The sequence below is a fragment of the Sporomusa intestinalis genome, assembly GCF_055383785.1.
This window is the reverse complement of record NZ_AP042390.1, coordinates 1,132,291-1,155,488: the sequence shown is the minus strand read 5'-3', so window position 1 is coordinate 1,155,488 and position 23,198 is coordinate 1,132,291. Positions and strand designations below refer to the sequence as shown.

Here is a 23,198-nt window from a genome sequence, read left to right as displayed (position 1 = left end):
TTCGCCAAGGTCCTGAATATTCCTTTATATTTTTTCCACTGTCTTATCCCTCATTGTTTCCCTTAACCGTTGTTTCTATATCACCTGTTACAGCGGCAGCCCCGGGCACTGCTAAAAAAAGAATACCGCTTACAGAGTAAACGGTAGAAAAAGAGGAAACTTTGTAAAAAAAGGTTAACTTAATAATACAGCAAAAATGCTGGCTCCGGGTTAAGAGACTGTTAACTTTTCATTAAACCGGCCGTTCCCTGCGCGGCTTCCATTGCGGATGCCGCAGTCACGGCAAGCCCTGTTACTTATTATTTAGGATTTCAATAATAAAGCGAACCCCGTCCGAAAAACCGTGTTTATACATTTGCGAAGCAATAGTTACCTGCAAGTCATCTAGTTTTGTATACAGCTCTTCTCGGGAATTGAAATCAACAGGCAAAGAATCTATGCCGCGGCGTAAATTATCATTAGCAGACTCCCAGGTTGGTGTCCGGTCTGGCCGGTAAGTATTAATTGCCCGGTCGGCAAGAATTTCTACTATTAGCTCCAAACAGGTCATAGACTCGTCTTTCTGAGGTACACTGCCAATCATATCTCACGCACCCTCCTATCATTATGGGTAATAATTAAATTAATTTGCATGATTAACGGTAATGTATCAGTGCCAGCATAAATTCTCATTTAATTGGACTTACATCCTTCATCCTACTATTATTTTCATTATAAGTCAATATTTTTCCAAAATAATGGGAAGATTTTACGCTAATCCGATAATGTTGTAAGATTATAAAGAGGTGATTTTATTGAGTTTGGGAGCAAAACTTCGTGATGCCCGCCTGGCCAAAGGTCTAACGCAGATTGGAGTAAAAAAAATAACAGGGATAAATAATAAAACGCTTTCTAATTATGAAAATGGTGTCAGCTCCCCCGGGCCTGGTACGTTAAAAAGCCTGGCCGAGCTGTACGGGGTAACAACCGATTACCTTTTATGCAGGACTATTGCTATCCAGGCCCAAAATTATCGGGACCAATGTAGAAAAGCGCCGATACTTGCTTCGATTCCCGGACCGCTGGCAGAGCGGCCGGATCATTTAGGGGAAATGCCATTACCCCCCGGCATACCAAATGGTGAATATTATTATCTGTTTGCCAGCGGCGACAGCATGGAACCCACAATATATGACGGCGATATGGTTTTAGTCCATATCACACCCAATATCATTAACGGCAAGGTGTATGCTGTCCGGCTGGACAATGAAACCACGTTAAAAAGAGTCTTTTGCTATAATAAGCGGGTCGAATTAGTACCCGACAATCCAAAACATCCACGGCAAATCTACAGCGCCAAGCAGCTATGGGTTAATGGCCAAATAATAAAAATAATGCGCGACATAAAGTAATGCAAAGACAACAAAGGCAGGGACACGGTGTCATTGCTTATTAAAAGCGCAAGCCAACACCATCGTCCCTGCTCCTGAATAAATTTTACCCAACCCCAAACCCTGTCAGGCGTTTCATTGGCGAATATGCATGTAAATCACGGAACCTGCAAACCATAAACCAGGAGGTGATATTATGGCAAAAAATAACGCCAATGACTCTTTAGCCCAGCAGCGGGCAAAAGAACAGAATAAAAACCTTAAAAATAAGAATATCCATGGCGATAAACATCTGACCGGTCCCAATCATCCCTCAACCTGAGAGCAGTTGGTCAGCTAAAGACCCGGGCCGGTGGGTTTGGCATGGCCAGTAATAATACCACCGGCCCGCCGCCTTGGCAACGTTTTAGCGTAACCGTCTTTTTCTCATTTGGAAACGACTTGCGAAGTGACATCCAAACTGAGGCTGATTTGTTCTTGCGTTGTCCTCTTTAAACAGGGCACAGGAGTAAAACCTTCCGCTTACGGCAACTCGTAGTACCCTAAAAAGATATTTGAAATTTTTTTAATTTCCTGTACAGAGTGGCTCTCGTAATTCCTAAAACACTCGCTGCAAGAGATATATTATAACCGCAATTTCTAAATACTTCGACAACGGTTTGTTTTTCGACTTCATTTAGCATATCGAATTTCTCCGGAATAACTTTTGCCGAGTTTTGAAATCTAGCAGGAAGGTGATTTACCGTAACTGTATTTCCACTCATGTAATGTAAAAAATAGATTACGGTGTTTTCCAGTTCCCGTATGTTTCCCGGCCAGTCATAGATCGCTAAAAATTTTTTTACTTGAGGCGAAATGGTAATGTCCGCTGCACTTAATCCTGCATGCTTTTTCATAAAATGCTGTATTAAAATCTCTAAATCGTCCTTTCTTTCCCTCAAAGAAGGAATAGAGAGAGTAATCACAGACAGCCGATAAAACAGATCTCGCCTAAAACATCCAGCTTCTACATCTTGCAGCAGGTCTCTATTAGTAGCTGCAATAACCCTAACATCCAGAGGTATCGTGTGGCCGCCCCCAACCCGAACAACATTTTTTTCCTGCAGAACCCTAAGCAAATTAGCCTGAACAGCCAGCGGCATATCCCCAATCTCATCCAAAAAAATTGTACCGCCATTGGCAAGCTCAAATTTTCCTGCCTTCCCCCCCTTCTTTGCGCCTGTAAAAGTTCCTTCCTCATATCCAAATAATTCACTCTGAATCAATTCTTTTGGCAAAGCGGCACAATTAACCGCAACAAAAGCTTTGTTACGGCGATTACCATAATTATGGATTGCTTGCGCCAATATTTCTTTCCCTGTACCGCTTTCTCCCTGGATTAATATTGTAGTGTCCTTGAAGGAAATATGCTTAGCGCTTTGGATTAATCCCGCCATTTTTTTGTTGTGAAATATCAGATCATCAAAACTGTAACAAGCCATGTTGCTGTTGTCACGCTGTTTTGCTGCTTTTAGTGCTTCGGCACTGTCCGCCAATTTAACGCCGGAGCTAATTGTTCCGATTACGTTGCCGTCGTCATCAAAGATTGGGGCATATATGGCTCTTATCGCTACGCCCCAGGTTTCGGCAGGAAAATCACAATAGGTTTCCCTGCCTGTACGGATACATTCTTCAATCGCCGTTATCCCTTTAATAGGGGTACCAGTAGGCACATTTAATTCAAAGTTTTTTGCTCTGAAATAACCAATATATTCCTTCAAGTCTGTTAAACCGACAGCTATATCATTCTGAGCAATTTTGTTAAAGTAGGAAAGTGTAAATAATAATTCTCTTAGGGTATCCTTGTTTTTCTGCATTGGCTCTCCTCCCCGGATTCTTAAGTAAAACGAAAATTAAATAAATTAAGAATGGATAATCAATGCGCAGAATGAAATATTTGTATGGACAAAAGTAGCTTTCGGTATTTTCTAAAGTTAGTATACCGCTATGTATTTTACCGGGTCAAGCATTATAATGCTTGTGTACTAACAACATAATGCAACCGGTCTTGGCTGACTGCTGGCAAACAACATAATCAAGAGCTTCGCTAAAAGAGAAGCCCTTAATTATGGGTCCGAATGTTTCTACCCAACAAAATTATACACAGAAGGAGGTCTACAACCTGCCCGCACTCTTAGCTCGTACATTATTCCGGTCCCGTCTCTGAAGCGGCATATTAAATGATTGATAAATTAGCCGTGGGGAGTCAATGGAGACTATTTTTAGCGATAACGCGGCTTATTATCCCCCATATACCATTCTAAAAGTTGAAGTTTACATTACAATAAAATACACCATAATCCTGGCGCTGGTCAATTGGCTTAATTTTGTCGTAACCGGTCATTACAATAAGGCCTTTCATCGGTACCCATTGATAATCAAAGCGGATGGCATTAACATTATCAATAGCATTCATCAGTTGGCCACTCTTATCGTTACACCAGGGAGACCAAGTCGCATAGGCGTTGGAGTTGTTTGCACCGGCTACGCCGCTTGGCATATGCCGGTACGTCAGCCCCCAGCCATGTGAGCCCACATTGGCCGAATTCACCATATCAACCAAAGCCGGGCTCCAGTAGGAAAAGTCATAGCCTGAATTCAACCCAAGCCAATAGCCTGTTTTCCCTTTAAACGGGGCCGCCTCATTTCTGGCCCACTCCCCCACAAGCGTCAGCTTGGTATTGGGTAACCGATACGCGCCATTAACCGAGTACACCTTAACGTCCTCGACGCCGTTTTTCCGGTTCTGCTGATAATAATACGCACCGATGTCCGTAGTCCTGTTTACCTGCCATTTTACTTCGCCAAAACTAAGATCGGTGCTTTTCGTCGGTTCCAAAGCCGGAATTTCACTGTAGCCGGTCCCTGTCCTGAACCAGAGCTTCTTATCGGCGGTGTAGGTACTGTAAGCCAGGAGATCGGCTTTATAATCACGGTTAATGAACCCGCCTTTGCCGGGGTACAGGTACATTCTTCCCAGTTCTGCCTTTCCTCCCAGAATATTGCCTGTCAGATAAAACAGGTCAATTTCGGCGCCACTGCCGTAGCTGCCGTTTTGAAAGTTGAAATTGTCTTGATGCATGCGCCCTACCCAGTTCCAGTCGTCATTCACCTGCTTGGAGAAAGTAATCCGGACCCGCTCTGAAAACGGATCGGAATGATCGAAGGTGCCGCCGCCGAGAGCGCCGCCCGGCCGGTTCCCTGTAAGGGAAGTATGCGTGTATTGAATCCGAGTAACGATATTGATCTGCAATTTTTTTTGATCAGACTCGGCTTTGTCCACAGAGCCATTAAATTTTTCCAGCTCGGGCTGAAACTCGGCAGCCAGCCTTTGAATTAAATCTTTTTGCCGCTCGTTGGCCTTGTCCATTTTGGTCATAGCATTGCCGGCAATGATCGCCATTTCATAACGGGTAACCGGTCGGCTCCCGTGAAGATAGCCCTGATCATAGCCTGCCAGAACACCTTCATCAATCAATTGCTGAATTGCGGCATAGGCCCAGTGATGTAAGGGAACATCGGCAAAAATACCAGCAGGGCTGCTGGCAAATATGGGGATATTAAAAGCAGTAAGAAACACTATAACCAGTGCACAAACCAATTGCTTTATCATTATAATACCCTCCCGGTAAAAATATTTGAAAATTTAAATAAATCTAATTATAACTTTTGCCTACTATGGCCTTATCTTACCTTTTATCAGCGGATTCCATAATCTTCCCAACCGGTGATTGATGCTCCTCTGACTCCGGCAGCATGCTGCCCCTGTCTGTTCTGTGCAGATCGCGAAACATATTTCCTACAATCATAACGGCTTGATTGCTCTGGGCCAATGTCAGCAGGGATTCCCGCTGCAGATTTTTTGCAGCCACTTCCCGGTCCAGCGGCACGATGCCAAGTGATACAAAACCTGTTTTGGCTGCCAGCTTTTCATAAACAGCCTTGTGCTCTTCCAAATACCGGCAGCCAATGATAAATTTGCCGGTAAAGCCGGCTTGTATTTCCTGCAAAAGCCGTTCTATCCGTTCCGCCGTCTCAAAGCTCAGCTTGGACGGATCGCAGGTCACGATCAGCGTACCGACCGTGCCGCCGGCTTTCCTGCTGATATGCTCCAGCCCCGCATCGTAATCAATAATCACCAATTCATAAGCATCCATCGTTTTTCCCAAAAGCTCATTCAGGACAGCGGTGACGCTGCAATAGCAGCCCACGCCCCGGGAGCGCCCCATCACCACAAAGTCAAACCCGTTCGCCTGACAGATCACTTCCGCCGGCAATACCGCCAGCTTGCCGCCACCGGAGCCGTTTTCCTCCCGGCTTCGCTTTTGCCGGTCCAGGGCTTCGCCAACGGTCATGGCAGGAGACAACTGCAAGGTATTGGTCATGTTGGTGTCAGGATCGGCATCGATAACAAGAATTTTTTTGAATTGGCCGGATTGCAGCGCGGCATAGAGAAACAGGGTCGCTGTGGTGGTTTTACCGGACCCGCCCTTCCCGGAAAATGACACGATTTTTGTTTTAGGCTCTATCATGCTTTATCCTTTCTTTAATAAAATATTTTAATCACTGTCAAATCAGCTCGTCCAAAGATTTCCGGAATACGATCCGGCTGACAGTGCGTTCAATCAGCATGGCCCGGCGCGTTTCATCAATAATGGCAAACTCCTCTGACGGCAGGATTTCCAAAAACATGCCGTGCTTTTCATAAAAGCGCAAAACACCTGCACCTGTCTTGCGCACATACTCGATGGTTTCATTGTCCACTATATCCGTAAAAGCAAAATAACCTCTGTCGAAAGCACCTGCCAGCATTTTGAATACCCTTACTTTTTCCGCCAGATCATGCATACCGTCAAAGGCAATCAGCATTTCGCTGGCCGGGACCCTGTAATCAAGCAGCCGGCACAGGGGTTGGGGCTGGGTCAGATCCAGCTCAATCCAGCCGTTGGTATTGGCTTCTTCCAGCAATTTACCTACCACTTCGTAAGAATATCCGGTCATTTGGGCAAGTTGCCGGACGCTCACCCAGCCGGCGTTGTCCAGCAGGTAGGAAATGACGCCTGACGGGGCAAACCCCCGGGTAAGCCGCGGCTTCATTTCCCGAATCCGGGGCATAACCGCCGCCAGATCCAGGTAACCGTTGCATTTGGGCGGCCGGAAAAATGTATCGACAAAATATCCCTGTCCATAAAAGTAAGCTGCTAAGGCCGCCAGCATGGTCCTGTCTGTTACCGGTTTCCTGATTTGGGTTTTCGGGCTGAACGCCGAAACGGCCGTATCCTTGCTCACTGTTTCCATTGCATCACTCCGCCCCGCGCCCCTGAGCCGCTGCAATCCGCTCCCAGATGCCATCCATCCTTTGCTGGGCCGGATTATTTTCAGCCAGTGTCAGGAGGCTTTCTCCCGCCAGATTTTTATTCATAATCTCCCTGTCCAGAGGCAAAAAGCCCAGGCTTACCATCCCTGTTTCCCCGGCCAGCTCATCAAAATCAGCAGCCTGGCCGGTTTGAAACCGGCTGCCCAGTACATACTCCCGCGCATAGGGCAGCCCCAATTCATCAACCAGTTCATGGATGCGTTTGGCCGTATCCAGGCTGAGGCCTGACGGGTCGCATACCACGATCAGGGTGTCGGTGGGATTCGCAGTTCTGCGGCTGAAGTGTTCCAGCCCTGCGTCAAAATCGATAATAACCAGATTGTACATGGGAAGGGTCTCATTCAGGATGGAGGTCAGCATACTGTTCAAATCACAATAGCAGCCTTCGCCTGTTGTTCTGCCCATAACCAGCAGATCGAATTTTTCCCCGTGAACAACCAAATCCCATATGGCAAAACGAAGCCGGGGCCCCCACTGGCCGCTTTCCATTTCATTCTTGCGCCTGTCTACCAATGAGCCTACCGTTTGCGCCGCTTGCACACCAAGGGTGGTGGCAAGGTTGGCATCAGGATCGGCGTCGATTACAAGTATGTCCTTGCATTTTCCCCGGCGGATGGCCGAGGATAAAAGCAGTGAGGCCGCCGTTGTCTTGCCTGTCCCGCCTTTTCCCGAAAAGGAAATGATTTTTGTGTTCCGCATGTTGTTTCCTTCCTTTGCCCGCAGTCATTATGGCCTGAATGCCATGGTAAAACCGCACAGGATATTTAAATGAACTGCCCGGAGTAACCGGGCAGTTCCATATGCGTTACTTGTGTTTACCAGGTTTAGGACTCCCGCTTTAGCAAGCAGGGTATGCCGTCCACGGTGGCGCCAGCTGCCAAAGAAGGGAACTGTCCGGCTTCAGCGGCCAAGGTTACTCCCCAGCAGGCATATGGCTGGTGCCGTCCTTCAGCTTTACGATGCGAACCGTCGCCGGCTTGGCCGGGATGACAGCCCGGGGAAGCTGCGGTTCCGGCGGTATCAGCCGGATACATTGCTTAGGACAGGCTTCCACACAGAGACCGCAGCCGTCACAGTTATACATCAGCCCGCCCCCTACGATATGGTGGATGTCCCGCAGGGTCTTGGGCTGATTGTCCGGATCGGGAGTTTCCCGGTTTACATAGGAAATACATTTTGCCCCATGGTGGTTGCAGGCTTTCACGCATTGCAGGCACAACACCGCGTTGCCGCATTTCTCCAAATCGATCTCCAATTTATAGCGTTGAACATAATACGGTTTTTTGGCGATAATGCCGATGGGATTGAGTGTCATGTCACTCATAGTCAACCCCCCATTCTATATTTATCTTGGGTCAGAAGTGGCTGCAGGCAACCGCCGCTGCCGTTAGAAATCGTTGCTTATCACCAGTTATCCACTAGTGAAGGATATGTCTTCCTGTCGACAAGCTTAATAGCCCTGTTCGAACAGACGCTGCGGCAAGCCCCACAGCCGTAGCATTTGGAAATCATTACTTCCACTTTCTCTTTCAGCGGATTGTAGGCAAGCGCGCCAAAGGTACAGCGTTTCAGACACGCCTGGCAATCCTGGCATTTTTTGGCGCATTTGTCTACATGGATCTGAGCCACATATTCGCTTTTCAAACCGCCGAAAGGCTGGCTGCCAAACAGCGCGTTCAGCCTCAGGGCGACGCAGTCCGTGATCTGGCAGTTGCAGACCACCACCGGGGGCTTGCCATCGGTATCAGTGCCCACATCAAGCAAGGTATGCACCATGCCCAGGGCTGACATTTCTCTGATGAACTGCTTCGCTTCCGCCTTGGTCAACACTTTGGTATCGGTCTCCCAGGTACGCTGTTCTAAAATTCTGTCGACAGCGACCTCAAACCACAGGCAGGAATAAAAGTCATCATCACCGTTATAGCGGCGGCAGGCGCAATGGGCCAAGGCAAACCGGTCACCAGCCAGATCAATCACCTTCAGGATATCCTCTGTCGGTACAACCTGCCCCTGGTGGCGGATCAAGGATTCGCTGCCGACAACACCAGGGTCGGCCCCGTAATAGTCGGGCACAAAATCATCGTATACCCGCAGGGCGCCCATTTCAAACGTATTTTTGCCAACACCTGTGAGCATATTGAAGGATTTGCTGTGAAACTCGCTTTTATAAAGCTCCGGGTTATAGTTGTCAGGATTAAGGTACCATTTGGTGCCGTTGCCATATTCAACACAATAGCGACACATAATTATTCCTCCTTTTAATATTCTTTGGCGGTCTCCCGGCCATTCAGAACGCGTACCACCGCTGCGGCCAGCGCCGTATTTTCATCCTCGCCCGGATAAACCATTACCGGGGCAATCGTGGCAACCCGCTCTTTGATCAGGGCGATCATGTTACCAGAATGAGCAATGCCGCCGGTAATGACAATGGCGTCGGCCCGGCCGTACAGCACGGTGGAGTAAGCCCCGATTTCCTTGCTGATTTGATAGGCCATGGCCGCAAACAGCAGGGCCGCTTGCGAATCCCCCTCATTAGCAGACTCTTCCACCGCCCGCATATCCTTGCTGTTTACATAGGCAAACATTCCGCCCCGGCCGTTAAGCATTTTCTGTATCTCCGCCTGGGAATAGTTGCCGCTAAAGCACAAGGCCACCAGTTGACCGGCCGGCAGCGCGCCGGTTCTTTCCGGCGAAAACGGCCCATCCCCGTCCAACCCGTTATTCACATCAATCACCTTGCCGTTCTGATGCGCCGCCACGGTAATGCCGCCGCCCAGATGGACAACAATCAGCGCGCTTTCCTCGTACGTCTTTCCCAGTTCGCCCGCCGCCCGGCGGGCGACAGCCCTATGATTGAGGGCATGAAAAACGCTTTTCCGCGCCAGTAACGGATGACCGGAAATGCGGGCCAGCGGCTGCAGCTCATCCACAATTACCGGATCGGCAATATAGCAGGGAACAGAGCTCTCCCTGGTCAGGGCCGCAGCGATTTGCGCTCCCAGGTTGGAGGCATGCTCGCCATAGACCGCCTGGCGCAAATCCGCCAGCATTTTGTCATTAACCCGGTAGGTACCGCTTGCCACAGGTCTCAGCAACCCGCCCCGGGCGGCTATGGCCGCAAACGAGTCGATGCTTTCGCCCCGGTCTTCCAGCCAGGCCTCGACCAGTGCTCGCCGGTAATGCAGTTGTTCCGTAACCGAAGAAAATTCGGCAATAAACTCCGGCTCATGCGGAACAGTGACTTCCGCTACCATCCGGCACTTCTCATAAATCGCCAGTTTGGTCGAGGTTGATCCGGGATTAATGACTAAGATTTTATCCATATCCAGCCTCCGTATATTGTGTAAGGAGCGAACCGTCGGTTCACTCTCCGGATGGGTAAACCACCATTACAGCTTGGGTAGAATTTTTTCCGTGTCGGTGTGGGGGCGGGGAATGACATGAACGGACAATACCTCGCCGACCTTTTGCGCCGCCGCCGCCCCGGCATCGGTAGCTGCTTTGACAGCCCCAACGTCGCCCCGCACCATAACGGTTATCAAACCGGCGCCAATTCTTTCGCAGCCGACAATAATAATATTGGCCGACTTGGCCATAGCATCGCTGGCCTCAATGGCTGCTACCAAACCTTTTGTTTCAATTAATCCCAATGCTTCTTGTGCCACTACGAATTCCTCCTCAACATGTTATGTTACTGATAGGTGTCATAGACCCGCCCCAGGAAGTCCTTCACTTCCGTTTCGGTGACGGCCCTGGGGATATAGGGATAACAAAAGTCAGTCATGACCAGGCCGGATACGTCTTGCAGCGCTTCCCGGCTGATGCCGCTGGCGGCAACCGATTTAATCTCGATTTTGCGTACGATATCCCGAATAGCAGCCGCCGTCAGCTTGCCCAGCTCCTGGGAAGTACTATAGGGATCATACTCCAGTCCCATAGCATCGGCAATCATTCTCACCCGTTCCGGGTGCACTTCGGCGCAAAACACCATGGTTTCCGGCAGCACCCAGGCGCAGGCAATGCCATGGGGAATATTGAAGGTGGCGCCAATGCTGTGCGCCGCCGCGTGGCCAAGGTGGCACAGCGTATCATTAAAGGCCATGCCGGCGAAATTGCAGGCCAGCATTACCTCACGTCTGGCTGTTTTGTTGCTGCCCTCGGCAAACGCAACCGGCAGCCATTTGCTGATCTTGGCCACCGCTTCCCTGGCCAGCAAATCCGCTTTCGGGTTGTGGACACTGCCGGCGAGCGACTCGCAGGCATGGGCGAATACATCCATCCCGGTGGCGGCGGTTAACCCTGGCGGCAATTGATAAGTCACCTCCGGATCGCAGATTGCCAGCTCGCCGGTCGCCAGCGCCACCTTCTTGGCGTGGGTGGCGGCATCAGTCAAAACAGCATATTTGGTCGCTTCACTGCCTGTGCCGGCGGTGGTCGGAATCAGGATGAGCGGCACACCCGGCCGGTAAGAAAGTGTGCCGTAATACTGGGAAATGGGCAAAGGATTGGCTGTCAGGATTTTAATTGCCTTGCCCGAATCCATGACGCTGCCGCCGCCCAGCGCCACAATGCCGTCAACCCTTTCCGCCAGCGCCAGCTGGCCGCCTGCGTTGCAGTCACTGTCAAGCGGGTTCGGCCGCACCTTGTCAAATACAACGACCTGCAGCCCCGCCGCCAGCAATAAATTTTTGACGGTATCGGCCAGACCCAGGCGCACGATGCCGGCATCGGTTACCAGCAGCACTCGGCTACAGCCCAGTTCTTTCGCCCGCAAGCCTACGGTTTGCAGGGCGCCTTCACCGAAAATTGTCGGGCTGGCCTGCGCAGCAATTAGATAGTTTCCGGCAGCGTCAGTGCGCTTGGACGCTGCCGCCAGTCCGGTTGCAGTATTCTCCACAATCGTAGCCACAATTTTTCTGATTAGTTCTTCGTTGATCTCCATTAGCCATCGCTACTCCTTCCCGCCTATACCGTCACGCCAATCTCTGCCGCTTGTTCAATGGCCGTAATGGCCTTGCCCGCCTTGAGCGCATCGCCGATGACGTACAGTTCAGCCACTTTGCCTTTTAGCTCTTCTTCGAGCGGATTATAGGACCTTGCCCCCATGGCCAGCACAATGCTGTCAAAGCCGCGAAGCGTGATGGCGCCGGCGCCGCCATCGGTATTCTCGTAAATCACGCCGTCGTCAAGAAACTCCATGACCTTAGCGCCGGTCAGCAGTTTCACGCCGTATTCGCGCAGCCGCTCCAGCAGATACTTGCGGACAAAGGCCTGCACATCAGCGGCAACGGCGGGCTTAAACTCAATAATGGTAACCTCTGAGCCATACTCGCCGATAAAGTCGGCGGTTTCCGCACCGACAAGTCCGCCGCCGACCACCAGGACTTTACTGCCCACACTGCATTTCCCGCCCAGAACGTCGACGGCGTTTACAAAGCGCGGATTCTCAATGCCCTTGATCCGGGGAATGAGCGGCACGCCGCCGGTCGTCAGCAGCACGGCATCCGGCTTCTCGACCGCCAGCATATTGGCCGTGAATTCGGTTCCCAGCTTGTAGGTCACGCCATACTTCTCACCCATCCTGACATAATACTTAATGGCTGTCAGGATGTCTTGCTTGGTGGAAGGTACGCCGGCCAGCCGGAACTGCCCGCCGAGCACCGGTTCTTTTTCATAGCAAACCACTGTGTGGCCGCGTTTGGCGGCGATCCAGGCAGCCTCCAGCCCGGCCGGGCCACCGCCGGCAACCACAATTTTCTTGGGCCGGCTGGTTTGTCTGATCTGCCAGTCGCCTTCCCGGCCAACAAACGGGTTAACCAGACAGGATATCTTTTTTTGGTCCGGATCGAACAGGTAGCCTACGCAGCCTTGCAGGCAGGCAATGCAGGGTGAAATCTCGTCGGTGGCATTGACAGCCGTCTTGTTGGGAAACTCGGGATCGGCAATGGAAACCCGCCCCAGGGCGACAAAATCGGCTTTGCCGTCGGCGATAATCGCTTTGGCCAGATCAGGGTCATTGATCCGCCCGGCCGTAATGACCGGCAGGGAAACCACCTGTTTCACGGCCTCCGCCGCATAGACATTATGGCCAGGGGGCAGAGCGCCCGGAGCGGACATATGGTGGAGGCTGGCATAGGTGCCATTGGAAATGCTCAGCGCGTTAGCGCCATTTTCTTCGATAACCCTGGCAATCATTTGCGTCTCCCTGAGGCTGCGGCCGCCATGCACCTTATCTTCACCACTCATCCGGAAAATGAGGGGAAAGCCGTTGCCGACCTCGCGCCTTACCCGCCGCAGAATTTCAACCGGGAAGCGCAGCCTGGATTTAAAATCGCCGCCAAATTCATCGACTCGCTTATTGGCATAAGGCGACATAAACTGGGCGATCAAATAGCCGTGCGCCCCGTTGAACTCAATGGCGTCAAAGCCGGCAGCCAGTGCCCGTCCGGCAGCCTGGCCGAATTTATCAATAATCTCATAGGTTTCTGCCGTTGTCAGTTCCCGTGGCAGAGTCTTTTTAACCGGACAGGATATGGGTGAAGGCGCTACCGGCTGCGCGCCGCCGATGGTAGCGCGGTCGGTCTGCCGGCCGCAATGATGCAGCTGAACGGCGATTTTGGCGCCATATTGATGCACAGAATCAATCAGCTTTTTCCAGCCGGGGATAAAGTCATCACTCCAGAGCCCGCCCTGATACGGTATGGCCCTGCCAACAGGATCGACGGCGGTGACCTCAATAACGATTAACCCAAAGCCGCCCCTGGCCCTGGCTGTATAATAATCAATCATCTGCCGGGATACGCTTCCGTCCGGATTGGCGAAATTAGTCCCCATGGCCGGCATGACAAACCGGTTTTTCACTTCCAAACCGCCGATATGGCCGGGAGCAAATAAACTTGCATATTCCTTCATCGAAGGATAGTAGCGGCTGCCGCAGGCCCGTTCATACACAACGCTGCTTTGCACTGCCGCTTGTTTGGCATTCGTCTTGCCAGCGGCAGCCGCTTCGGTAGCAACGCCCTGCTGTTGCAAAGCGCTGACGACCTGCCGGATAATTTCTTCTCTATCCATGATTGTCCCCCTTGCTGTTTATGAGGATTTCCGCTTTATCACCGTTCTTAAGCTGGGCGGCGAAAGCTTCATCCACATCCACATGCAGTTCAGTGATAAAATTCTCACCCAGTCTGATTTTGACATTGGCCAGAATCAGAGCCCGGTCACCCTTTGTTTTGACCTGTACGGCGTCGCCTTCCTGTAAGCCCAGCGCCAGCGCCTCCGCTGTGTTCATATGGATATGCCGCCAAGCCGCCATCACACCGGTATTATTGACCACAATGCCTTGCGGGCCGATAATCGTCACACCCTCTGACCGGGCTATCGTGCCTGAATCCCGAATGGGTATCTTAATTCCCAGCGTTTTGGCGTCGGAAAGCAACAGTTCAATCTGCGTGGCTGGCCGCAGCGGGCCCAGCAGCCTAACCCCTGGCAAAGCGCCTTGGGGTCCGGCCACCACCACCGTTTCCTTGGCCGCATAATACCCCTTTTGCGATAGCTCCCGCCAGGGAGAAAGTTCATACCCTGTGCCAAACAGAATATCAAGATCCTCCCGGCATACATGCACATGCCGGTTCGATACGCCCACCGGAATCGACAAAAAATCGTTTTTTTGCTGCTTGCGTATGATTTCTTTAACAATTTGCGCGATAAATTCTTCCTGAATTCCAACTGTCTCCACGAGTTCCTCCCCGCCAGGCCGCCTAGTAGATATAAGGCGTTCCACCTACCGATGCCGGCGCCGGGCCCATTTTGCTCAGTAGCTGAATGCCTGTTTCCCGGGCAGCCAGAACCGCCTGCTTGACAGCACTGGAATCACCGGTGACCATGATCATAAATTCATTGCTGAAGCTGGTATTGACGGCCGGCGTGGCGTGCATGGCAATGGTTACATCCGCTGACTTCACCGCTTTATCGGCCATCAGCATGCCAACTCCCGCCGGGCAGCCGCAAAGGATTCCCCAGGCTTTCCCCAGTTCGGCGCCTAAAAACTTTTGCAGCGCCTGGCCGGCTCGGGCCGAATACTGGATTTCGCAATGCCCGGCTTCATTCATATAAGTTTCACCAAAACTCCATTCCAGGGACTTGAGCGTGATCTCCACCGCCCGCCTGGCATCAGAAACTTCTTCGGCGCCAAAAACCAGCAAGATGCCGTGACCGCCGCCTGTCTTGGTATCCCGCGGCATATTGAAGATAAGCAGCTCGCTGTTGCTTGATTTTACCGCCTCATCCGCGCCCATTGCCTGCGGTCCGACGGCGCTGCGGGAGCTGATGATGCCCAGGGAGCGATACTTTTTGTCAATGCCTAGCTTGTCGTGAATGCTGGCATCCAGATTGGCGATAACCAGGCCCAGTGTATCGCCCAGCCCCACGCCGACAAACTCGGTCATGCCACAGCCGGCAACCAGATTTTGTGTTGCCGCTACCGCTGGCGGGGCGGCCTGATGCTGCAGTTGGCTCAATACCTGCTGGATAATAAGGTCTTTATTCACATTCCATTCCTCCCATTTTCACTTACTGATAGCTATCGTAAACCCGGCCGAGAAACTCTTTGACATCGGCTTCGGTCATCGGTTTGGGTATAATGGGGAAACACACATCCTGGACAACGAGATCGGATACGCTCATCACTTCCTGCCGGCTGAAACCGTAGCTTTTGATGGACCGGATGTCGAGCTTGCGCATGAACTCTCTGATCGAATCGGCAACCAGCCGGCCAAGTTCAACCGGGGTAATGTACGGATTATAGACAATCCCCATCGCATCGGCTACCATTTTTACCCGTTCGGGGACGGCATCTGCCACAAAAGCCAGTGTTTCCGGCAAAGCCCAGGCACAGGAGATGCCGTGCGCAACCCCCAGTCTGACGCCGGCACTGTGGGACGTAGCATGACCTAAGTGACACAGGGTGTCGCTGAAGGATATGCCGGCAAAGTTGCTGGCGATCATCATTTCATAGCGGGCCCGCTCGTTGGTCGGTTCCTGGTAAGCAACAGGCAGCCATTTGACAATTCGTTTGATAGCATCCACCGCCAGCACATCGGTCTTGATGCTGCGGATATTGCCGGTCAGCGATTCGGCCGCATGGGCAAAAGCATCCATGCCGGTTGACGCCGTCAAATCCCGGGGAACGGTATAGGTCAGTTCCGGATCGCAGATCGCCAGATCGCCCTTGGCTAAAGTAACGTTTTTAGCATGGGTTTCATGGTCGGAGATAACGGCATAAATGGTATTTTCACTGCCTGTCCCTGAGGTGGTGGGAACCAAAATCAGCGGCTGCGCTTTTTTGTAGCCCCAAGTACGGTAGTACTTGGCTACCGGGGCTGGATTCGTAGTGAGAATATTTACGGTCTTGGCACAATCAATGACACTGCCGCCGCCGACCGCGATAACACCGTCGACCTTTTCTTTTACCGCCAGTTCGCCCCCGGCTTCACAAACAATATCCAGCGGGTTGGGATTGACTTTGTCAAACACCACTACCGGAATACCGGCGTCAAGCAAAGACTGTCTGGCCTTGTCAACCGCACCGGCCTGAACAACGCCTTCATCGGTAACAATCAAAGCCTTGGTTATCCCCAGTTCTCTGGCTTTCGCTCCCAATATCCGGATAGAGCCTGTGCCGAAGATGGTTGGATTGGTCTGGTCATAAGGGGGATACTGGGCCAGCAGGTCAGTACTGCCGGCAGCTACTGGTGCGGCTTCATTCTTAAGGGCATTGGTAACCAGCTCGGTAATCAGCCTGACGGTTTCTTCGTTAAAGCTAGTGGACATACGTTCATTCCTCCTCTGAATTTAAAACGGTGCACTGCACACCTACACCGTCGGGATAATTTTCTCGGTGTCGGTGTGGGGGCGGGGAATCACGTGAACCGAGAGTACTTCGCCGACTCTTTGCGCCGCAGCCGCGCCGGCGTCGGTGGCCGCTTTTACGGCGCCAACATCGCCGCGCACCACAACGGTGATCAGCCCTGCCCCGATTTTTTCGTAACCAACAATGGTTACATTAGCCGCCTTGGCCATGGCGTCAGCCGCTTCAATTGCGCCGATCATGCCTCTTGTTTCGATCATGCCTAATGCCTCTTGTGCCATCTGTTTGTACCTCCGTAAATTTATTTTTTATCTGTATTGCTAAACTCCAGGGAGTCAATGATACCGATAATGGCCGCATCGATCGGCGCATTCCCGGCATCCGCAATGTTGCGCGCCTGACCGCCTCTTACCACCAGAACGACATCACCGCCACCGGCGCCGACCGAATCAACCGCCACCTCAAACTTGTCCGCTGAATAATTTCTGCCTTCGAGCGGACTGACAACAAGCAGTTTCCTGCCGACTAACTCCTCGCTCTTTCTGGTGGCAACCACAGTTCCGACCACCTTTGCAATATACATAACCCAACCTCCTGCCGCTTAGTGCCGGCAAATCTCTATGCCCAGTTCCCGGGCCAAATCCCAGGCCGCCGGCGTGATCAGCGTCCGGCTGCCCACCTTTACTACCGGCCGGTTCCATTGTCTGATGTCCTGGGCGCTTAGTACCCGCCCGGGAAATACCTCCCCGGTCACCGGATCACCGGCACCAGCCGCGTGTTTGGAAGTATCGGTGCCGCCATCCCTGCTTAATAGGGCGGTCACACGGCGACTTAGTTCCCGGGCTGTCGTCAGCGCAATTCCTATTTTTTCCAGCAAGGCAAGATTGTCCGCAAAAATTTGCCGGTAGTTCGCATTACCGCTCAACTGATTGACAGTACAGGCATCCCGGGCGGCAACAACTGGTTTCCCGGCAATAAGAGCCTGCATAATCAGGCTGGTCGCCAGATTGTCGGCAATACCATGCGCGATTTTAGCCGCCGAATTTAAAGACAGGACAGGAATCAGCACGACGTCCGCTTCCCGCACACACTGCGCTATTTCGTCCCAGCTGCCAGCAACCAGTTCCGGTACGCCGTCCAGCCCGTACTGCGTCAGCGCCACACGGTAGCGCTCCCTGCCCGCCGGCGTGAAAACAAGCGTAAGATCACATTCAGCGTTACGCAAGGTTTTCAAACCCGTTAAGGCTTCCTCCCCGCCGGCGGTGCCGCCGCAGATCAGAGCCAGCGCTTTTTTCCGGCTTTTAGAACCAAGCACCGTGAGCACTTCCCGGACAATCCGGTCAATCAAATCCTTGTCAAGTTCCGGCATATTCTCCCCCCTTACGAGTTGTCACCGGCGTGAATACATTTGTCATGCGGGTCGCCTTTATGCCGGGGGCACTCCGGATCACCGCAAATATTGCAGGTAGCCTTCCGGTGCGACCGGGTGGTAATTACCGCTTCCTCCCCGCCGCTGCCATCACCGCCGCTGTTTGGAGGAGCATCTGTGCCAGCCACAGGCAGAGGTTCAGGAACATCGCCGGCCGGGCTTTCCTCGCCGTTCGCCGGTTGCGCCCCTACAGCCGTCTGCGAATAAATGATATTTTCCTTATTGAAAAGGATCGGCTTTATTTCCGCATGCGGTCTGGGGATGATAAGCGTGCCAATCACTCTGCCGATTTGCTCCACCGCCGCGGCACCGGCCGCCACCGCTGCCTGCACCGCCCCGACATCGCCGCCTAATTTAACGGTGACCTGACCGCCGCCTTTGGTAATTTCATAGCCTATTAGTGTCACATTGGCGGCTTTTACCGCTGCATCGGCACAGCATATGGCCGGCACCAGTCCCACAACCTCAACAATCCCTATCGATTTAGTACAAGCCAAGCGACTTCACCCCTTTACGCATACCTGCTGAGCTTGTCAACCATTGTCCGCCGCTGCACCCGGGTAAATGTCCCGGGCGAGGTCAGGCCTTCACCGGTGGAACCGGCAATGCTCATAGTAACAAAGCCCTCGCCGCCGATGCCGACACCGCTGTAGGACGGACCGTTCTTAACCAGAATGGTGGTTTGAATTGCCTTGCCGAATTTGGTTATATTCGTGATATCGTGCGAGTGCATGATCGCACTGTGCCGTCGGCCGCCCTCAGCCTTTACGGCCAGCGCAATCCCTTCGTCAACATCCTTTACCCGCACCACCGGCAAAAGCGGCATCAGATATTCCTCAATAACCGTGATATGGTCTGCCGGCGCCTCGAATACAATGGTCTTGATGCTCTCATCAACGGTAATGCCGATATCTTTGAGAATCACACCGGCATTTTTGCCGACATATTTCTTGTTAACCGCGCCCTTGTCGTCGGTCACGAGCTGGACCAGCCTGGCAAGCGTATGCTGATCCCTGATCAGGTACGCACCATGTTTGACCATGGCTTTCAGCAAATCCTCCGCTACCTTGTCGAGTACGAACACTTCCTTCTCCCCAATGCAATTGATGCAGTTCTCAAAGCTGTTACCGGCGATAATATCGGCCGCCGCCTGTTCGATATCCGACGTGCCGTCCACCAAAACCGGCGGATTGCCCGGTCCGGCACATATGGCCTTTTTGCCGGACGCCAGCGCCGATGCCACCACGCCGGGACCACCGGTAACAAGGAGAAACCTTACCTTTGGCTGTTTCATCATCTCGGTGGCTTTGGCAATGCTGGCCTCTTTTACGCTGACAATCAAATGTTCCGGCCCGCCGGCTGCCTTGATGGCCTGCCCGATCAGTTCCACCGCTTTTAATGCTGTTTTGCTGGCATTGGGATGCGGGCTGATAATCGCACTGTTGCCGGCCGCAATCATACAGATGCTGTTATGGATGGCCGTTGCCGCCGGCGCGGTGGACGGCAGAATGCAGCCGGCCAGACCAAACGGTAGTTTTTCGACCAGGGCCAAACCATGGTCGCCCGAATATACCTGGGGAGTAATATCCTCAATTCCGGGGGTTTTTTCAATAGTCATAGTAATTTTGACGAGCTTGTCCGCGAGTCGGCCGTAGCCGGTTTCGGCCAGTTCCATTTCCGCCAGCATGTTGGCATTGGCGGTTGCCGTAGCGCGAATGGCCTGAATGATCTCACCTCTTTTCACCAGGGGGAGCTTCATAAGTTCTTGCTGCGCTTTGTCCGCAGCCGCCACAGCATCATTCATTTCGTCAAAGATGCAGCCGCCTTGCGCCGGCGATGGAGCTGCCACCGCGGAACCTTGCTGGGTATTGAGCTGCTGCATGACCTGATTAATAATTTCCGCTACTTGTTCTGCTGTTGTTTGCATAACGATTTACTCCTTTACATTTTTTTATAAGACAAGATATAAACCGGGTGCTTCATATCTTGCATATAGCCTATAAATAGTTGGTAACTGTCTGCTCCGCCCGGCAGGCCAAGGCAATACCCAGCGGCGTTACCAGCAGCGGCTGCCTGGGCAGATACGTCCTGAGCCCCGTCTCGCTTGCCAAAAGCTTGTCAAAGCCTGGGAAGCCGCAGGTGCCGCCAACCAGAAAAAGATCTTTGGCCTTATACCCGGCTATATGCTGCTGCACAATCCGGGAAATCTTTTCAAACACCGGGCGGACAATGGGCAACAGCTTTTTTTGTTGCTGCTGATCCCGTTTTTTGCCCTCCGCTTCCTCCAGGGTTATGCCAAAATGGCCGGCAATGACCAGGTCCAGTTGAAAACCGCCGGTAGGCTCATCAGCTGTGTAGATCACCTTGCCGCGTTCCAGGATAGAAATCCCGGTTGTACCGCCGCCGACATCAACAACGATACCTTCATCAATCCCCAGCACCAGAGCCGCTGCCGTAGGCTCATCAATGATTTTTGTAACCGTAAGATCGGCCGCTTCCAGAATATTTTTCGTAACCTTGACGTTGCCTTGTTCGGTTCCGGGCGGAATTGCCGAGGCTGATACAGTCAGCTTAGTACCCAGCCGGGTTTCCAACTTATTTATCTGGTCGCAGACGATATGAATGGCCCCGAAATAATCCGTCACCATCCCCTCCCGGACCACGCGCGCCGGCGTCATTTCTCCGGCCAGGGGCACACCCTTGGCATCGACGGCAACACTGATTACATTGGCAGTGCCCACATCAACGCCGATGAAGACGGGCTGCGTTATTTCTGCCGGGGTACTGCCTGTTATTCGTTCCGCCAACTGCTGAATACAAACATCAACCTGGTTTATGTCATAGCGCATTATGCTCATTTTTTCACCTCTTTTCACGGATGAAGGGAATCATTCACTAAACTGTTTATTAATAATAGCAAATTGCGTGCCAAAGCACGCCAGGCTATATGACGGTCCAGCGGCCCGGAAAACCGGCAATCTGTCCGCCAAGGCACACCATAAACATCAGTTATCTCCGCCAGCGACTGTATTAGATTAATACACTATGAATTGATTGATCATTATCTGAAAATAGACAAAAGAAAAGACGGAATATAAGTTATATTCCGTTAAAAATATATACAATTAACTTTGTTGACTGTATTATAATAAAACACCATTAAGGCACCATCGATATATTGTTTAATTTTAAAACACTCGTAGAATAGTAAAGGCTGCTTCAATGAAAAAAACACGCAGTAATACCGCAAAGTCGTAAAATTCCAGAAACTCTTAGCAAAGTCAGTAGAATATTGCAAAACATACCGGAAATCAGATAAACAAAAATCCATTCTCATTTGCTCAATGTGTTACACATTATTAAAGCAAAGGAACGGATTTTTTATACAAATAGTCTCGCAATTCTCTATGCGCCCTCGATAATATAGCTTACAGTTTGAATCCTTGCCGCCCCTGTATATTTTTCACCTTTCCCAAGAATTCTCTCGGCTACGGCCGGGTCAATCGTTGTTCCAACCGGGCGGTTTCCGTCTATCACAGCTGTAGTAGCTGCGCGTTTATCTCCGGCAGCCATCGTAACGGCAACTCCCATCAGACTTTTTACACATTCCCGTATTCATTACAACAACTGCTGTTATGATTAATCCAATAAATAGTGATTGTTTAAATAAAATACCTTTAAATAATTTCATAATTTACTCCTCCTAGTATCGTATTGAGTTACAAGCCTGCACCGGAATTATTCTTCCGAACATCTAATCCTCCGCCGTAATCTAAAGTGATAACCGCCGCCACCAACAATAGTCGGAGGCGGCGATTATCATTTGAGAACATTTTAGAAGACTCGTACAACAATTAGGCCCTGATATCCCGATTGGTTTGTTGCTTGATTGGTTCTTGGTGAACCAAAGGCCACTTATCAAAGAAGGTATTCATATACAGGTATACCAACATAAAGGCGAATTGACCGGCAAGCAGTCCCATTACCGGGAAACCCATGCCAAGATCGTTGCCAGCAAATGGTAAGATCCGGAAAGACTTTAGCCAAGCAATACCCACGACTGAGCCAAGGCCAACCCAAATAGCGATACGGATAAAAATGCGTTTTGCCTGGTTGGGCATCATTTGAGCAGTGGGGTAATCGTCAAAGAGGTGATGCCACAGCAGTTGGACCATAACGAGAGATAGGGCGAATGATGCCACGATAAGATCGATGGGGGCCCCGGGTAGAAGATTCATCGGCCCAAGGATCGGCCGGAGGGCTAACATGGATACATATCCTCCGAGCAAAGAAATAATTAACCCCATCAGGCCCATATAAGGCTGCTTCTTGGCAAACAGCTTCATCGGATAATGTTCTCCCCCTTCGGCCGGTATGAGAAACCAGAAGATAAAGCATTCAGAAAAGGCCAGATAGGTTGGCCAGGATCCCATAGGGGGAACCGTCGCTTCGTGTCCGCCTAGAGTTATTTTCATCAGACTAGGCATAATGTTAGCAATCCAAACGATTAAAGCAGCCACCGTACTCATCATCATGACACCGAAGCCATCCAACGGGGCTTTGATATTACCGGCGAAGGGCCATTTATGGAAAAGAGCGACAAAGGGTATTTGCGCCGTAATGACTACAAGGGCATAGAAGTTGCTTACTTCAAACCCCTCAATTGCCATTGTGACTTGTTCGGCGTTTTGCGGGGTAAAAAGGATGGCGAGGTTAAAAGGTTTCCACCAAATTCCAATGAAGCCGACAAGAATCAAAAATCCAATAATACCAGCCCCGAATCCAACTAAGGTATACCATAACCCCGCCCAGGGCTGACGTTTAGTGAAGTATGTTTTGCCATAATTACCAAAAATCAATGTTTGCCAAATCCAGGCATTAATAACCGTCCAAAAGAAAGTAGCCTCGGCAAAAACGGTATAATATTTTGAAGCTACTTTGGGGTCAACCGTATTTAGTCCAGGCCCTGCTAAAGAAACCGCAATCGCTTTCACTGCCGTTCCCCATATTGGCCAGTAGATACAGGCGACAACAAAGCAAATAGCAGTGGCCGCGAAACCGGTAGTGAGCAGTCCCGGAAATGTCCTTTTTACAATATATTCACTCATCATATCCCTC

At 51.3% G+C, this 23,198-nt stretch carries 26 protein-coding genes; 2 read left to right on the top strand and 24 right to left on the bottom strand.

The window, feature by feature from the left end; translation table 11 throughout:
• Positions 1 to 292: 292 nt before the first annotated feature.
• A complete protein-coding gene (locus ACZ481_RS05245; protein ID WP_464769110.1) occupies positions 293 to 583 on the bottom strand; it encodes a hypothetical protein in 291 nt (96 codons plus the stop codon).
• Positions 584 to 794: 211 nt separating this feature from the next.
• Between ACZ481_RS05245 and ACZ481_RS05240 the strand changes: the two genes are divergently transcribed.
• The gene (locus tag ACZ481_RS05240; protein ID WP_464769109.1) at positions 795 to 1,391 is read left to right on the top strand and encodes a helix-turn-helix domain-containing protein; all 597 of its coding nucleotides are present in this window, start codon (positions 795 to 797) and stop codon (positions 1,389 to 1,391) included.
• A gap of 175 nt (positions 1,392 to 1,566) precedes the next feature.
• Complete coding sequence (locus tag ACZ481_RS05235) at positions 1,567 to 1,692, top strand: hypothetical protein (RefSeq protein WP_464769108.1); 126 nt, start codon at positions 1,567 to 1,569, stop codon at positions 1,690 to 1,692.
• A gap of 220 nt (positions 1,693 to 1,912) precedes the next feature.
• Here the strand turns inward: ACZ481_RS05235 and ACZ481_RS05230 are convergent, their stop codons facing one another.
• From ACZ481_RS05230 to ACZ481_RS05120, 23 genes are all read right to left on the bottom strand, one after another.
• Positions 1,913 to 3,226 (bottom strand): sigma-54 interaction domain-containing protein, encoded by a 1,314-nt coding sequence (locus ACZ481_RS05230; protein ID WP_464769107.1) that lies wholly within the window; start codon positions 3,224 to 3,226, stop codon positions 1,913 to 1,915.
• A gap of 443 nt (positions 3,227 to 3,669) precedes the next feature.
• Entirely contained in the window at positions 3,670 to 5,022 is a 1,353-nt protein-coding gene (locus ACZ481_RS05225) for an S-layer homology domain-containing protein (RefSeq protein ID WP_464769106.1), read from the bottom strand.
• Positions 5,023 to 5,098: 76 nt separating this feature from the next.
• Complete coding sequence (locus ACZ481_RS05220; protein ID WP_464769105.1) at positions 5,099 to 5,941, bottom strand: AAA family ATPase; 843 nt, start codon at positions 5,939 to 5,941, stop codon at positions 5,099 to 5,101.
• A gap of 37 nt (positions 5,942 to 5,978) precedes the next feature.
• Positions 5,979 to 6,707 carry a hypothetical protein gene (locus ACZ481_RS05215; RefSeq protein WP_464769104.1) on the bottom strand — a complete coding sequence of 243 codons (729 nt, stop codon included), beginning with the start codon at positions 6,705 to 6,707 and terminating at the stop codon, positions 5,979 to 5,981.
• Between the two features lie 4 nt (positions 6,708 to 6,711).
• On the bottom strand, positions 6,712 to 7,485 hold the full coding sequence (locus tag ACZ481_RS05210; RefSeq protein ID WP_464769103.1) for an ATP-binding protein: 774 nt from the start codon (positions 7,483 to 7,485) through the stop codon (positions 6,712 to 6,714).
• 214 nt (positions 7,486 to 7,699) lie between these two features.
• Entirely contained in the window at positions 7,700 to 8,110 is a 411-nt protein-coding gene (locus ACZ481_RS05205) for a 4Fe-4S binding protein (protein ID WP_464769102.1), read from the bottom strand.
• Positions 8,111 to 8,190: 80 nt separating this feature from the next.
• Positions 8,191 to 9,030: a 4Fe-4S dicluster domain-containing protein gene (locus ACZ481_RS05200; RefSeq protein WP_464769101.1), complete on the bottom strand. Its 840-nt coding sequence runs from the start codon at positions 9,028 to 9,030 to the stop codon at positions 8,191 to 8,193.
• 14 nt (positions 9,031 to 9,044) lie between these two features.
• Positions 9,045 to 10,109, bottom strand: coding sequence for a butyrate kinase (buk, locus tag ACZ481_RS05195; RefSeq protein ID WP_464769100.1), 1,065 nt, complete (start codon positions 10,107 to 10,109; stop codon positions 9,045 to 9,047).
• A 66-nt stretch (positions 10,110 to 10,175) separates the two neighbouring features.
• Positions 10,176 to 10,451 carry a BMC domain-containing protein gene (locus tag ACZ481_RS05190; protein WP_464769099.1) on the bottom strand — a complete coding sequence of 92 codons (276 nt, stop codon included), beginning with the start codon at positions 10,449 to 10,451 and terminating at the stop codon, positions 10,176 to 10,178.
• 26 nt (positions 10,452 to 10,477) lie between these two features.
• Positions 10,478 to 11,728, bottom strand: a complete 1,251-nt coding sequence (locus ACZ481_RS05185; RefSeq protein ID WP_464769098.1) for an iron-containing alcohol dehydrogenase — start codon at positions 11,726 to 11,728, stop codon at positions 10,478 to 10,480.
• A 23-nt stretch (positions 11,729 to 11,751) separates the two neighbouring features.
• Entirely contained in the window at positions 11,752 to 13,857 is a 2,106-nt protein-coding gene (locus tag ACZ481_RS05180; RefSeq protein WP_464769097.1) for an oxidoreductase, read from the bottom strand.
• On the bottom strand, positions 13,850 to 14,521 hold the full coding sequence (gene pduL / locus ACZ481_RS05175) for a phosphate propanoyltransferase (RefSeq protein ID WP_464769096.1): 672 nt from the start codon (positions 14,519 to 14,521) through the stop codon (positions 13,850 to 13,852). The genes ACZ481_RS05180 and pduL overlap by 8 nt, the downstream gene beginning before the upstream one ends.
• Positions 14,522 to 14,543: 22 nt before the next feature.
• A complete protein-coding gene (pduB, locus tag ACZ481_RS05170) occupies positions 14,544 to 15,332 on the bottom strand; it encodes a propanediol utilization microcompartment protein PduB (protein ID WP_464769095.1) in 789 nt (262 codons plus the stop codon).
• Between the two features lie 22 nt (positions 15,333 to 15,354).
• On the bottom strand, positions 15,355 to 16,614 hold the full coding sequence (locus ACZ481_RS05165) for an iron-containing alcohol dehydrogenase (protein ID WP_464769094.1): 1,260 nt from the start codon (positions 16,612 to 16,614) through the stop codon (positions 15,355 to 15,357).
• Positions 16,615 to 16,656: 42 nt separating this feature from the next.
• A complete protein-coding gene (locus ACZ481_RS05160; RefSeq protein WP_464769093.1) occupies positions 16,657 to 16,932 on the bottom strand; it encodes a BMC domain-containing protein in 276 nt (91 codons plus the stop codon).
• A gap of 20 nt (positions 16,933 to 16,952) precedes the next feature.
• Positions 16,953 to 17,234 (bottom strand): EutN/CcmL family microcompartment protein, encoded by a 282-nt coding sequence (locus tag ACZ481_RS05155; RefSeq protein ID WP_464769092.1) that lies wholly within the window; start codon positions 17,232 to 17,234, stop codon positions 16,953 to 16,955.
• An 18-nt stretch (positions 17,235 to 17,252) separates the two neighbouring features.
• The gene (locus tag ACZ481_RS05150) at positions 17,253 to 18,020 is read right to left on the bottom strand and encodes a flavoprotein (RefSeq protein ID WP_464769091.1); all 768 of its coding nucleotides are present in this window, start codon (positions 18,018 to 18,020) and stop codon (positions 17,253 to 17,255) included.
• A gap of 11 nt (positions 18,021 to 18,031) precedes the next feature.
• The gene (locus ACZ481_RS05145) at positions 18,032 to 18,577 is read right to left on the bottom strand and encodes a BMC domain-containing protein (protein WP_464769090.1); all 546 of its coding nucleotides are present in this window, start codon (positions 18,575 to 18,577) and stop codon (positions 18,032 to 18,034) included.
• Positions 18,578 to 18,591: 14 nt separating this feature from the next.
• Positions 18,592 to 20,007, bottom strand: coding sequence for an aldehyde dehydrogenase family protein (locus tag ACZ481_RS05140; protein WP_464769089.1), 1,416 nt, complete (start codon positions 20,005 to 20,007; stop codon positions 18,592 to 18,594).
• Positions 20,008 to 20,077: 70 nt separating this feature from the next.
• Positions 20,078 to 20,938, bottom strand: coding sequence for an ethanolamine utilization protein EutJ (gene eutJ, locus ACZ481_RS05135; protein ID WP_464769088.1), 861 nt, complete (start codon positions 20,936 to 20,938; stop codon positions 20,078 to 20,080).
• Positions 20,939 to 21,485: 547 nt separating this feature from the next.
• A complete protein-coding gene (locus tag ACZ481_RS05130) occupies positions 21,486 to 21,653 on the bottom strand; it encodes a cache domain-containing protein (protein ID WP_464770579.1) in 168 nt (55 codons plus the stop codon).
• Positions 21,637 to 21,771 (bottom strand): hypothetical protein, encoded by a 135-nt coding sequence (locus tag ACZ481_RS05125; RefSeq protein WP_464770700.1) that lies wholly within the window; start codon positions 21,769 to 21,771, stop codon positions 21,637 to 21,639. The genes ACZ481_RS05130 and ACZ481_RS05125 overlap by 17 nt, the downstream gene beginning before the upstream one ends.
• A gap of 163 nt (positions 21,772 to 21,934) precedes the next feature.
• Positions 21,935 to 23,191: a hypothetical protein gene (locus ACZ481_RS05120; RefSeq protein ID WP_464769087.1), complete on the bottom strand. Its 1,257-nt coding sequence runs from the start codon at positions 23,189 to 23,191 to the stop codon at positions 21,935 to 21,937.
• Positions 23,192 to 23,198: the final 7 nt, after the last annotated feature.

What these genes read in the sequence shown, in the direction of transcription:
- ACZ481_RS05245 (WP_464769110.1), bottom strand. Translation starts at nt 583, where the DNA reads ATGATTGGCAGTGTACCTCAGAAAGACGAGTCTATGACCTGTTTGGAG.
- ACZ481_RS05235 (WP_464769108.1), top strand. Translation starts at nt 1,567, where the DNA reads ATGGCAAAAAATAACGCCAATGACTCTTTAGCCCAGCAGCGGGCAAAA.
- ACZ481_RS05230 (WP_464769107.1), bottom strand. Translation starts at nt 3,226, where the DNA reads ATGCAGAAAAACAAGGATACCCTAAGAGAATTATTATTTACACTTTCC.
- ACZ481_RS05225 (WP_464769106.1), bottom strand. Translation starts at nt 5,022, where the DNA reads ATGATAAAGCAATTGGTTTGTGCACTGGTTATAGTGTTTCTTACTGCT.
- ACZ481_RS05220 (WP_464769105.1), bottom strand. Translation starts at nt 5,941, where the DNA reads ATGATAGAGCCTAAAACAAAAATCGTGTCATTTTCCGGGAAGGGCGGG.
- ACZ481_RS05215 (WP_464769104.1), bottom strand. Translation starts at nt 6,707, where the DNA reads ATGGAAACAGTGAGCAAGGATACGGCCGTTTCGGCGTTCAGCCCGAAA.
- ACZ481_RS05210 (WP_464769103.1), bottom strand. Translation starts at nt 7,485, where the DNA reads ATGCGGAACACAAAAATCATTTCCTTTTCGGGAAAAGGCGGGACAGGC.
- ACZ481_RS05205 (WP_464769102.1), bottom strand. Translation starts at nt 8,110, where the DNA reads ATGAGTGACATGACACTCAATCCCATCGGCATTATCGCCAAAAAACCG.
- ACZ481_RS05200 (WP_464769101.1), bottom strand. Translation starts at nt 9,030, where the DNA reads ATGTGTCGCTATTGTGTTGAATATGGCAACGGCACCAAATGGTACCTT.
- buk (WP_464769100.1), bottom strand. Translation starts at nt 10,109, where the DNA reads ATGGATAAAATCTTAGTCATTAATCCCGGATCAACCTCGACCAAACTG.
- ACZ481_RS05185 (WP_464769098.1), bottom strand. Translation starts at nt 11,728, where the DNA reads ATGGAGATCAACGAAGAACTAATCAGAAAAATTGTGGCTACGATTGTG.
- ACZ481_RS05180 (WP_464769097.1), bottom strand. Translation starts at nt 13,857, where the DNA reads ATGGATAGAGAAGAAATTATCCGGCAGGTCGTCAGCGCTTTGCAACAG.
- ACZ481_RS05165 (WP_464769094.1), bottom strand. Translation starts at nt 16,614, where the DNA reads ATGTCCACTAGCTTTAACGAAGAAACCGTCAGGCTGATTACCGAGCTG.
- ACZ481_RS05160 (WP_464769093.1), bottom strand. Translation starts at nt 16,932, where the DNA reads ATGGCACAAGAGGCATTAGGCATGATCGAAACAAGAGGCATGATCGGC.
- ACZ481_RS05155 (WP_464769092.1), bottom strand. Translation starts at nt 17,234, where the DNA reads ATGTATATTGCAAAGGTGGTCGGAACTGTGGTTGCCACCAGAAAGAGC.
- ACZ481_RS05150 (WP_464769091.1), bottom strand. Translation starts at nt 18,020, where the DNA reads ATGCCGGAACTTGACAAGGATTTGATTGACCGGATTGTCCGGGAAGTG.
- ACZ481_RS05140 (WP_464769089.1), bottom strand. Translation starts at nt 20,007, where the DNA reads ATGCAAACAACAGCAGAACAAGTAGCGGAAATTATTAATCAGGTCATG.
- eutJ (WP_464769088.1), bottom strand. Translation starts at nt 20,938, where the DNA reads ATGAGCATAATGCGCTATGACATAAACCAGGTTGATGTTTGTATTCAG.
- ACZ481_RS05130 (WP_464770579.1), bottom strand. Translation starts at nt 21,653, where the DNA reads ATGGCTGCCGGAGATAAACGCGCAGCTACTACAGCTGTGATAGACGGA.
- ACZ481_RS05125 (WP_464770700.1), bottom strand. Translation starts at nt 21,771, where the DNA reads ATGAAATTATTTAAAGGTATTTTATTTAAACAATCACTATTTATTGGA.
- ACZ481_RS05120 (WP_464769087.1), bottom strand. Translation starts at nt 23,191, where the DNA reads ATGATGAGTGAATATATTGTAAAAAGGACATTTCCGGGACTGCTCACT.